Consider the following 9953-nt stretch of genomic DNA (forward strand, 5'->3'; position numbering starts at 1 on the left):
CGAATCGGCCGCCGCCCTCGCTCGGCCGACGAGTTGCGGCACGTCGAACGTCTCGCCGCGTAGGTAATGTACTCGTCTCCGTCCCGCTCGGCGAGCCAATCGAGCGTTCGCGCGACCAAATCGAGTTCGTCGTCGGGCGTGTCGTCCCGTCGGAACAGCATCTCCATCTCCCTGTCGCCGCCGGGCGATTCGTAGCCGAGCGCGACCGCGAGCAGTTCGAAGTACGCCGGGTCGCGGAAATCCGGCGGCGTCTCGTAGTGGTCGAGCGTCGGACTCACCGTTTCGATGTCGAGTGCGAACCGTCCTGCCATCTATCGTTCACGGCGTCGGGCGGCGATGGTAAAACTATGGTAATCGGTTTCGGCGAACCCGCGTTACCGGCCGCCGTCCACGAGCCGTTCGAGTTGCTCCGGCGGAACCGCACCGCGCGCGGCGTGGCCGTCGTAAGCGAACGTCGGGACCCCCGTCACACCGCGTCGTTGCGCTTCCGCGAACCTGTCTTGAAGCTCCTCGTGGAGGTCGTCGTCCGCGATTGCGTTCCGAATCTCGTCCCTATCGAGTCCCGCATCTTCGGCGAGGTCGGCGAGGACGTCCGCGTCTCCGATGTCCCGTCCATCCTGCCACAGCGCCTCGAAAATCCCCTCGTCGAAGTCGAGCCAGCGGTCGGGGTGCTCGGATTTGACGTAGTAGGAGGCGACTTGCGCGGGGAGCGAGTCCACGTCGGTCGCTATCTCCTGAGCCATCTCGACGTCGTACTTCTCCTGTAGCCGCCGGACGTTCTCCCGCGCTTGTCGGTAGTACTGTTCGCCCTTCCCGTCCTCCGCGCTCCGGTCGATGGAGCCATCGGCCTTGCGCTTCCCGCTCCGCAGGTCGAACGGATGCCAGTCGAGTACGAGGGGGTCCTCGCGCGTCTCCCGATACCGCTCCAGCGACTGGCGTCCCAGATAACAGAACGGGCAGACGTAATCGGAGTACACGACGAGTCGGTCGGCCGCTTCGGGGTGGCTCATGGATGGCCGTTGTGCGGTGGGGTGCAAAAAGCGGATGGCCTCGGAAGCGGTTGCCCCTTCGTCGGATTTCCCGTCGTCAGCTCCGCGAGCACTTCGCTCGTGACTCCGTTCTGCCATCGTCTTCCTTCAATCGTCTCGCCCAACCACATCCCGGAACCGAACGCCTCAGGTACGTCGAGCACGAAATTCGTGACAGATGGCACCCGCACTGTACCCGCTCCACGCCGTCGCCTCTTCCGGTGGACTCGCACTCCACGTCGTGTTGGCGGTGGCGGCAATCGGGTCCGCGGCCGTCTTCCTGCTGGCGCTGGCGGCGTTTCGACAGCGGCGGACGCTCCCGTATCTGCTGGTGGCACTCGCGTTCGCGGCGCTCGCGGGTCGCGAACTCGTCGGCGGGATGACGGCGGCGAACTACCTCTCCGCGAACGCCCACCACCTGTACGAACACGGGCTCGACATCGTCGTCATCGCCCTCCTCATCGGTGCGGTGTACTACGCCAGAAGCGTCGAAACGCGGCGACTGACCCACGACGACGAAACGGTGCCGACGGAAGACGATGACGACTGACCCACGACGACGAAACGACAACCACTGAAAACGATGACCGAGACACGAACACGGATAGCCCAATGCGTCGATTCCCGTCCGGGAATTCACTTCAACGACCTCGTGCGGGAGTCGGAAATCGCGCCCGGACAGGTACAGTATCACATCCGAGCGTTGCTGACCGAGGGTCGCCTCGTGAGCGAACAGCTCTACGGCAAAACCCACTACTACACCCCCGAGTACGACGAGTGGGAGCGTGCGGCGCTCGCCCTGCTCCGCCGTGAAACCGCCCGCGACGTGCTCGTCACGCTCTTGGAGCGCGGAACCGCCCGCCCCGGGACGCTAGCCGACGACCTCGGAATCGCCCGGAGCACGCTCGAATGGCACGTCTCGCACCTCGAAGAGCAGGACCTCGTGGAGAAACGCCACGACGTGCGAAACCGGGTGACGCTCGCGCCGACGCGACCCGAGGAGACGGCCCACCTGTTGGCGGCCGTCACGCCATCGTTCCCCGAGCGGATGGTGGACCGCTTCACCCGCCTGGTGGACGGATTGCTGGCTGAGTAGCTTTTTTCGCACGCCGAATCGTATCGGAGACGATATGCGACGTCGGAGATCCATCGCGGTCGTCGGCGGTGCGGTCGGCGGTCTCGCGGCCGCCACCGAATTCCGGCGACTCGGCGACGACGTGACCCTCTACGAGCGTCAGCGGTACGACGAAAAACGAGTCAACTGCGGCGAGGCGATGACGGCCGCCTCGGGAATCCCGCTCGAAAAGACCGCCGAAAACGGGTTTTTGAACCCCGTCCCGTCGTTTCGAGTGGCGGTTCGGGGAGACGAGACGGTCATCGGCAGCGGCACGTTTCCCGCACGGGACGCCTACATCACCGACCGAAATCTGGTCGAGCGACGGTGGGCGGCATGGCTGGCCGACCGGGGCGTCGATGTCCGGGAGAACCACGGCGTGAACAAGGCGGAATTTCGCCGTCTCGGGGGCGAGTACGACCTGTTGGTGGACGCCACGGGACAGCCGTCGCTCACGAGCAAGGTTCGCGCGGCGACCGACGAGTACGCCGGTCGGATGGTCGCGCTCAACGCCGACGTGACGGGCGACTTTTCCGCGCTCTACCCCCACTCGCGCATCGTTTTCGAGGGGTATCTGGGCTACGAGTGGCTGTTCCCGAAGACCGAAACGCGGGCCAACGTCGGCGTCGGATGGCACGAGGGCGACGTTCCAGACGACTACTTCGCCGCGTTCCGCGCCGCGTGCGAGCGCAACGACTGGCCGAAACCCGACCGGAGCCAAACGAACGTCGCCGTCATCCCGCGCGGGCCGAGTTTGGACCCGGCGCAAATCTATCGCCCGGAGAACAACGTCGTTCGCGTCGGCGACGCCGCCGGAATCGCAAATCGCTTCACGGGAAAAGGCATCTCACAGGCGATCCACTCCGCGTCCCTGCTCGCCGAGTGCGTTGCGGCGGGGGAACTGGACGAGTACCCCGACCGCCTCCATCGGAGCATGCGGGCCGAATACCTCCTCTCGTCGCTCACCACGACCGTTCTGGACGAGGGGCGAACCGACCTGTTGGCCGACCTGCTCTCCGTGGCGTCCGGCATCGACATCGAAGCTATCGACAGGAAGCCCTACCGGGCGTTGATTCGTCTCCTTTCCCATCCGTCCTTACGGGCCGTCTGCTGTCGATTCCCGCCGTCCGAACGTCGGTGTGGCGGGCGCTCCGCGACGACTGGGAGTACGACCGGACGAACTGACCCCGAACTGTTCGCTCCCCACCGTCACCCGGCGATGGTCACGCCGATGAGCCGACCCACGCCGAACGTCAGGGCCGCCGCCGCGAGTCCGATGAGAACCTGCCGTCCGCCCGAATACAGGACGCTTCGTCCGGTGAGCAGCGTGATTCCCGCGCCGATGACGAACAGCGCGAGCGCGCTGGCGAGGAGGCTCACGCCGACGGCGGTGAGTCCCGCGAAAACGGCGAACGGCGCGACCGGAACGACCGCACCGAGCGCGAACAGGACGAACGACGACCCCGCGGCCTCCCACGCCGACCCGCCGAGGCCTTCCGGGTCGATGCCGAGTTCCTCCCGCGCGAGCGTGTCGAGCGCCGTCTCGCGGTCCGCGATGATTTGAGCGGCGAGTTCGTCGGCCTGCTCCTCGGACAGCCCTTTCGCCCGATAGATGAGGGCGAGTTCGGTCTCCTCTTCCTCGGGCACTTCCGCGAGTTCGTCGGCTTCGACGGCGATCTGCCGCTGGTACAGTTCCCGCGAACTCTGGACGGAGAGCCACTCGCCCATCGCCATCGAACCGGCTCCTGCCAGCAATCCCGCGAGTCCGGTGATGAGTATCGAGTTCGGGGACAGCGCCGCCCCCGCGACGCCCATCACCAGACTCAGGTTCGAGACGAGTCCGTCGTTCGCGCCGAGGACGGCGGCCCGAAGCGCGTTTCCGCTGGTCGCTCGATGTCTGCCTTCGAGTCGCGCCAGCGTCCCGCCCTCGACGCCGCTCGGCGTGTCCAGTTGGGAGAGGAGTCGAGCGTGCGACCGCTCGTCGTCCGCGAGCGTCGTCCCCGCGTCGGCTTGTGCCGCGTAGGCCGCGCTCCCGCCGATTTCGCTCCCCCGAACCGCCGGGAGGACGAACGCCGCGCCGAACCGCTGCGCCAGCCACGCGAGGGTTCGCGCGCGACGGCTCGGCGTCGGCTCGCCGACCGGCTCGTCGGCGTCGTCAAGCTTCGCCGCCCAGAAATCCGCGTGTTCGGCTTCCGTCGCCGCCAAGTTTTCGTACAGTTCTGCCAGCTCCGGATTCGACTCCGATTCGGACATCGCCCGGTAGAGCGCCGCGCCGTCCACTTCGTCCTGCCAATTGTCCCGCCAGCGTTCCACGTCCCCTGATTGCATAACTACTGTATCGACGGTATCCGCGAAAAAAGCGTGCTTAGCCGAGGATGTATCGCAGGGCGGGGTAGCGTTCGACCAGCGCCTTGCCGCCGACCTCGTACCGCTCGATGAGCGCGTCCAATCCGAGGATGTGGCCCGCGCCGAACGCCGCGACGGCGAGGAAGACGAGCATGTACGCGAAGTCGCCGTTGATGATGCCGTGTTCGACCGTCCAGTTGCCGAAGTAGAACATCGCCATCATGAACGCGCCGAAGAACGCCGCGAGGCGGACGAACGCGCCGACGATGAGGGCGAGGCCGATGAAGAACTCACCGAACGGGACGGCCACGTTCACGAAGTCCACGAACCACGGCGTGGTGCCCATCCAGTGGAACACGCCGAGCATCGGGCTGGTTTTCGGCACCGCGTGCAGGAGGTATCCCGCCGCATCGAACGGTTCCGCCGCGGCGATCTTCGCCCACCCGGCGTGGAGGAACGCGTAGCCCATCATGAGTCGAAGCGCCAATACGAACCACGCGCTCAGGCTGTGTGCCTGTCCGCGAACGGTCAGTCCCCCGATTTTGCTTTCGAACGTGTTTACACCGGTGTTGATTTCGTTAGTTGCCATTGTCTTCACCTACAAATGAAGAGACGACCGCTTGGAGCATATAGCCGATTCCTATTTCCCACGGCCTGAGAACTCTTTTTTCACACTTCTGTTTTAGGATGAATAACCAGTGCTGTCACGTGACACGTGGGGAAGGGAAACCGGACAACGAATTGGGAACGGAATCGGAACCGGTGTCAGTCGGCCCGCACCGCACACGACGATTCGGTGTACTCCACGTCCTCGATGGAGTCGATGGGGTCCTCGCCACAGACGGGGCAGTCGGGATTGCGTCGATATTCGACCTCTTCGAAGCTCATGTCCATCGCGTCGTAAAACAGCATCCGGCCCTCCAGCACCTCACCGACTCCGATGATGGATTTGACCGTCTCGGTGGCCTGAATACAGCCGACGGTTCCGGGGAGGACGCCGAGCACGCCCGTCGTCGCACAGTCGGCGACCATTCCCTCCGGCGGTGCTTCCGGGAAGAGACAGCGATAGCACGGCCCGTCGGTCGTGAACGTCGTCACCTGTCCCTCGAACTTGTAAATCGCACCGTGGGAAAACGGCGTGTCGGAGAGGGTACACACGTCGTTGACGAGGTACCGAGTTCGGAAGTTGTCGCTCGCGTCTACGATGAAATCGTACTCCGCGACGAGCGACGCCGCGTTGTCGGGTTCGACGCGAATCGCGTGCGTTTCGACGTCGATGTCGGGATTCAGTTCCCGAACGAAGTCGGCGGCGCTCTCGACTTTCGGACGCCCCACGTCGTCGTCGCCGTGAATCACCTGCCGCTGGAGGTTGCTCCGTTCGACGGCATCGTCGTCGGCGATACCGATGGTGCCGACGCCCGCCGCCGCGAGGTATTCGATGACCGGTGCGCCGAGACCGCCAGCGCCGATGACGAGAACGCGGGCGTCGAGGAGCGCCTGTTGGCCCTCTGCCCCCACCTCGTCCATGATGATGTGCCGGGAGTAGCGGTCGAGCTGTGTCGCGTCGAGCGAAAGGCCGCTCATGGTTTTCAGTAGGTGCATCGAGCTATAAATCCGTGGTTCGACCCGCCGGACGACTCGAACCCTTTTTCGCCTTCGGGCGCGCGCCGAGTCGTATGCACACCCCCGAGTCAGCGACGGAGCGAACGCGACGGCGTTCGTTCCTCGAAGGGGCCCTCGTGACGTTCCTCCTCGGGCTTCCCGGCATCGTGGCGGTCGGCGCGTCGTTGCTGGACGAACTTCGAGCTCTCCCACAGTTCGCCGACACACCGACTCCTTCCCTCTTTTTCATCGGTATCGCACAACCTCTCGTCCTGCTCGCGCTCGCCTGTCTCGTCGGGACGGCGCTCGCACCGCGCGTGAAGCTACATTCGCACGTCCTCTACCGACTCGTCGGGCGGACGCAGCCGCCGGTCCTGTTCGCCGAGGAACTCCCCGCGGCGGTCGGCGTCGGTGTCGCCCTCGCCGTCACCGTGCTCGCCCTCGACGGTGCGCTCGCGGTGGTCGCGCCCGACCTTCCGTCGCTCGGCGTCGCAGGAGGGTTCCATTCGACCGTCTTCTCCGTCATCGCAACCGTCCCCACCCGGTTCCTTTACGGGGGAATCACCGAGGAGTTGCTCGTGCGATACGGCTTCATGACGCTCGTCGTGTGGCTGGTCTGGAAACTCGTCGGCGGCGACCGACCGTCCTCGGGCGTCATGTGGACGGCCGTCGTCGTCTCCGCGCTCGCCTTCGGGGCCGGACACCTTCCCGTGCTCTCAACGTCCCCGGCGTTCACGCCCGCGTTGGGCGCGCTTGCCGTCTCCCTCAACGCGCTCGTCGGCGTCGGCTTGGGGTGGCTCTACTGGCAGGGGAGCCTCGAATCGGCGATGGTCGGTCACGTCACCTTCCACGTCGTGGTCGTCCTCGTGTCACTCGGTACCGTCCTGTAAGCGGCAAAGGCGGCTTCCGCCACAGCCCCCTTATCCGTGCGCGCAGTATTTGTTCAGCATGGCGACGAATCGAAAATTCTTGCTGTCGAAGCGCCCGAGTGGAACGCCCGACCGAGACACCTTCGAGTTAGTCGAAGAAGACGTCCCGGAACCGGGGCCGGGCGAGGCGCTCGTTCGAACGCTGTACCTCTCCGTGGACCCGTACATGCGCGGTCGGATGGACGCCGGAGAGTCCTACGCCGAACCGTGGGAGGTCGGCGAGCCGCTGGAGGGCGGCGTCGTCGGCGAAGTCGTCGAATCCAACGGCGCTGGCTTCGAGGCTGGCGACATCGTGACCGGCAACCTCGAATGGGCCGACTACGTTACCGCCCTCGGCCCGGAACTCCAGCAGGTCAACCCCGACCTCGCACCCATCTCAACCTCGCTCGGCGTCCTCGGCATGCCGGGGCTGACCGGCTACTTCGGCACCCGCGAAGTCCTCCAACCGCGCGCTGGTGATACCGTCGTCGTCACCGGTGCGGCGGGGGCTGTCGGCTCCGTCGTCGGCCAAATTTCGAAACTCACCGGCGCCAAAGTCGTCGGCTTCGCCGGGTCCGACGAGAAGGTCTCCTTCCTCGAAGACGACCTCGGCTTCGACGTCGGAATCAACTACAAGGACGTGGACGACTACGGCGCGGCGCTCGACGACGCCGCACCTGAGGGCGTTGACCGCTACTTCGATAACGTCGGCGGCGAAATCACGGATGCGGTCTTCTCGAAACTCACCGTCGATGCACGCGTCGCCGTGTGCGGCCAAATCGCGCTGTACAACGCCACCTCCATGCCCACCGGACCGCGCAAACTCGGTAAACTCATCGAGACGCGCGCGACGGTTGAGGGTCTCCTCGTCGGCGACTTCGCGCCGCGCTTTGCGGAGGGTGCGAAACAGCTCGGCCAGTGGATCTCCGAGGGTAAAATCGAATACCGGGAGACGGTCACCGAGGGTCTGGAGAACGCCCCCGACGCCTTCCTCGGTCTCTTCGAGGGCGAGAACATCGGCAAGCAGTTGGTGAAGGTCGGCGAACCCGAGGAGTAATCCAGTAGTCCGGTTTTCGACGGTTATCTTTTCTCTCGCGCTGCCTCGGCTCGTGAGCGTAGCGTGACGTCTCACGGTCCGCTATCGGATGACCATTGCCGACCGAACGGTCAACGTCCGCCGCCGACTCGAACCATTTCATATCGCAAAATACGATTCATTCGAGTGGTTTTCCAATGGGTCGAACCAGTTTCACATCTCTCGTACCCTCATATTTCATCGTGTCTCCCCCGAGCGGTTTCTCTCCCTGAGCAACCGCTCCCGTGCGGAATCGGCGAATAAGAGGAGCAACCACGAGTACATCGCCAGTTGCGCGCTCACGAAGGACACCAGAATCGACCCGGCGAAGACGACGGCGGGCGTGAGAATACCGGCGGTGACGTCGCGCACTTTCTCGCCGTCGACCGTGCCGTCGAGCAGCTCGTACGTCCACGCGTATCGCCAGAGAACGGCGAGGACGATGCTCGTCAGCGTGAGCGTCCCGGCGTAGACGATGACGGGAAAACGTCCCGGAACGTCGCCGAGCAACGAGGTGGAAAAGGGAATGAATGCGATGAACATGAGATAGACGACGTTCAACCAGAGGAACCGTCGGTCGTAGCTATCGACGTCCTCGAAGATGCTGTGGTGAACGATCCAGTAGTTGCCGATGACGAGAAAGCTGATGACGTAGCTCAACACGTCCGGCCACTCGCGTATCACCTGTGCGACCGCGACCGCCGCCGAAGCAGTCGATTCGGGCACCTCGATGTTCAGTATCAACAGCGTGATGGCGATGGCGAAGACGCCGTCGCTGAACCCCGCCAATCGGGCCATCCCTTCCGTCTCCGTCCCCGTTGCCTGACCCTCCGCTTCGGACTCCCCCATCGCGTACGACGAACGGTCGCCGAGGTGATAATCGTTGAGATGGGTCTGGGCAATTCGACCCTCGTTTTCGCATCCGTCGTATCCGCTCCGACTCGTCAATCGATAGCAATCGCTGGCAGGTCGTCGCACCGATACAATAAATTCGAGTTCCGAACCGCGAACGGCGGTGTTACTTGCCGCGGCCCTTGCCGCTGGTGTTGCTCGGACGGGTGTGTTCGGTACCCTTGCCGCGCTGTTGGAGACCGCGGTTTCGCTGTCCTGCACTCGTGAGGCCACGTTGTGCGCGGCCGCGGTGCGAGTCGTCACAAATCCAGTTGAGGTCCGAGTCGTTCTGGATGGCGGGATGTTCGGGGTCCACCAGAATCACTTCGTGCCACTTCTGGCTGCCGTCCTCGCCGACCCAGTAGGAGTTGAGGACGCGAAGGTTCGGGTACTTCTTGCTGACGCGCTCTTCCGCGATGCGCTGGATGTTCTTCCGCCGTCCGAGGCGGTTGACACCCTGGCGCTTGGAACGGCGTCCGGCCTTGTGTCGCTGTTTGCGTGCGCCACCTTTGCGGACACTTGCGCGTGCGACGACGACGCCCTGCTTGGCCTTGTAGCCGAGCGAGCGGGCGCGGTCGAGGCGGGTCGGGCGGTCGATTCGCTCGATGGCACCCTGCTTGCGCCAGTCCTGCTTTCGTTGCCACTGGAGTTCGGCGAGTTTGCCGTCGTCCGGGTCCTTCCATGCGTCCCGAATGTGGGAGTAGAAACTTTTTGCCATGGTCTATCACCACGGGCGTTGAGTGGTTCAGCGTGGAATCGATTCACAATCGACCACGCCACATTCCGTCCTGCAGTTGCAGGTGCCCACTGGTGCCCGTTTCCCAGCGAGTTATCGAACGTTCCCGGTTGGCGGGTTTAAGAGCTTCGTCTTCGCTCGTCACAACCAGAGATGTTTTTATCAAATTACGAGGAATACAACGTAAGATGAACGACTGTCGGCCGTTATTCCGGGACGAGGAGACGTGTACGTGTTCCGGGACCACCTCGAA

The 9953-nt window shown here is 64.3% G+C and carries 10 protein-coding genes and 1 pseudogene; 4 read left to right on the forward strand and 7 right to left on the reverse strand.

Translation table 11 applies throughout. The features are described 5' to 3' along the window. Positions 1–311: pseudogene (locus BG842_RS00340) on the reverse strand (hypothetical protein); the annotation flags it as partial. Positions 312–374: 63 nt separating this feature from the next. Continuing rightward, on the reverse strand, positions 375–1010 hold the full coding sequence (locus BG842_RS00345; protein ID WP_069449220.1) for a DsbA family protein: 636 nt from the start codon (positions 1008–1010) through the stop codon (positions 375–377). 196 nt (positions 1011–1206) lie between these two features. Between BG842_RS00345 and BG842_RS00350 the strand changes: the two genes are divergently transcribed. Both BG842_RS00350 and BG842_RS00355 read left to right on the forward strand, forming a co-directional pair. Then, positions 1207–1578, forward strand: a complete 372-nt coding sequence (locus BG842_RS00350; protein WP_069449221.1) for a hypothetical protein — start codon at positions 1207–1209, stop codon at positions 1576–1578. A gap of 33 nt (positions 1579–1611) precedes the next feature. Then, on the forward strand, positions 1612–2124 hold the full coding sequence (locus tag BG842_RS00355) for a helix-turn-helix domain-containing protein (RefSeq protein ID WP_007982422.1): 513 nt from the start codon (positions 1612–1614) through the stop codon (positions 2122–2124). 1227 nt (positions 2125–3351) lie between these two features. Here the strand turns inward: BG842_RS00355 and BG842_RS00360 are convergent. The 3 genes from BG842_RS00360 to BG842_RS00370 all read right to left on the reverse strand — a co-directional run bounded on the left by BG842_RS00360 (position 3352) and on the right by BG842_RS00370 (position 6072). After that, positions 3352–4470: a VIT1/CCC1 transporter family protein gene (locus tag BG842_RS00360; protein WP_069449222.1), complete on the reverse strand. Its 1119-nt coding sequence runs from the start codon at positions 4468–4470 to the stop codon at positions 3352–3354. A gap of 37 nt (positions 4471–4507) precedes the next feature. Continuing rightward, complete coding sequence (locus tag BG842_RS00365) at positions 4508–5077, reverse strand: DoxX family protein (protein WP_069449223.1); 570 nt, start codon at positions 5075–5077, stop codon at positions 4508–4510. 176 nt (positions 5078–5253) lie between these two features. Next, positions 5254–6072 carry a molybdopterin-synthase adenylyltransferase MoeB gene (locus tag BG842_RS00370; protein WP_069449226.1) on the reverse strand — a complete coding sequence of 273 codons (819 nt, stop codon included), beginning with the start codon at positions 6070–6072 and terminating at the stop codon, positions 5254–5256. A gap of 92 nt (positions 6073–6164) precedes the next feature. On the opposite strand from BG842_RS00370, the gene BG842_RS00375 reads away from it, so the two are divergent. Together BG842_RS00375 and BG842_RS00380 are read left to right on the forward strand one after the other, a co-directional pair. Continuing rightward, complete coding sequence (locus tag BG842_RS00375) at positions 6165–6980, forward strand: CPBP family intramembrane glutamic endopeptidase (protein WP_069449227.1); 816 nt, start codon at positions 6165–6167, stop codon at positions 6978–6980. A 58-nt stretch (positions 6981–7038) separates the two neighbouring features. Beyond that, on the forward strand, positions 7039–8055 hold the full coding sequence (locus tag BG842_RS00380) for an NADP-dependent oxidoreductase (RefSeq protein ID WP_069449224.1): 1017 nt from the start codon (positions 7039–7041) through the stop codon (positions 8053–8055). A 216-nt stretch (positions 8056–8271) separates the two neighbouring features. On the opposite strand, the gene BG842_RS00385 is transcribed toward BG842_RS00380, so the two are convergent. Next, positions 8272–8922, reverse strand: coding sequence for a TMEM175 family protein (locus tag BG842_RS00385; protein WP_254662793.1), 651 nt, complete (start codon positions 8920–8922; stop codon positions 8272–8274). 169 nt (positions 8923–9091) lie between these two features. Then, entirely contained in the window at positions 9092–9682 is a 591-nt protein-coding gene (locus BG842_RS00390) for a 50S ribosomal protein L15e (RefSeq protein ID WP_007982431.1), read from the reverse strand. Positions 9683–9953 lie beyond the last annotated feature (271 nt).

Origin of the sequence: Haladaptatus sp. W1 (assembly GCF_001723155.1) — an archaeon.
In the GTDB taxonomy this organism is placed as follows: domain Archaea; phylum Halobacteriota; class Halobacteria; order Halobacteriales; family Haladaptataceae; genus Haladaptatus; species Haladaptatus paucihalophilus.

What these genes read in the sequence shown, in the direction of transcription:
- BG842_RS00380 (WP_069449224.1), top strand. Translation starts at nt 7,039, where the DNA reads ATGGCGACGAATCGAAAATTCTTGCTGTCGAAGCGCCCGAGTGGAACG.
- BG842_RS00355 (WP_007982422.1), top strand. Translation starts at nt 1,612, where the DNA reads ATGACCGAGACACGAACACGGATAGCCCAATGCGTCGATTCCCGTCCG.
- BG842_RS00365 (WP_069449223.1), bottom strand. Translation starts at nt 5,077, where the DNA reads ATGGCAACTAACGAAATCAACACCGGTGTAAACACGTTCGAAAGCAAA.
- BG842_RS00375 (WP_069449227.1), top strand. Translation starts at nt 6,165, where the DNA reads ATGCACACCCCCGAGTCAGCGACGGAGCGAACGCGACGGCGTTCGTTC.
- BG842_RS00370 (WP_069449226.1), bottom strand. Translation starts at nt 6,072, where the DNA reads ATGAGCGGCCTTTCGCTCGACGCGACACAGCTCGACCGCTACTCCCGG.
- BG842_RS00345 (WP_069449220.1), bottom strand. Translation starts at nt 1,010, where the DNA reads ATGAGCCACCCCGAAGCGGCCGACCGACTCGTCGTGTACTCCGATTAC.
- BG842_RS00350 (WP_069449221.1), top strand. Translation starts at nt 1,207, where the DNA reads ATGGCACCCGCACTGTACCCGCTCCACGCCGTCGCCTCTTCCGGTGGA.
- BG842_RS00390 (WP_007982431.1), bottom strand. Translation starts at nt 9,682, where the DNA reads ATGGCAAAAAGTTTCTACTCCCACATTCGGGACGCATGGAAGGACCCG.
- BG842_RS00360 (WP_069449222.1), bottom strand. Translation starts at nt 4,470, where the DNA reads ATGCAATCAGGGGACGTGGAACGCTGGCGGGACAATTGGCAGGACGAA.
- BG842_RS00385 (WP_254662793.1), bottom strand. Translation starts at nt 8,922, where the DNA reads ATGGGGGAGTCCGAAGCGGAGGGTCAGGCAACGGGGACGGAGACGGAA.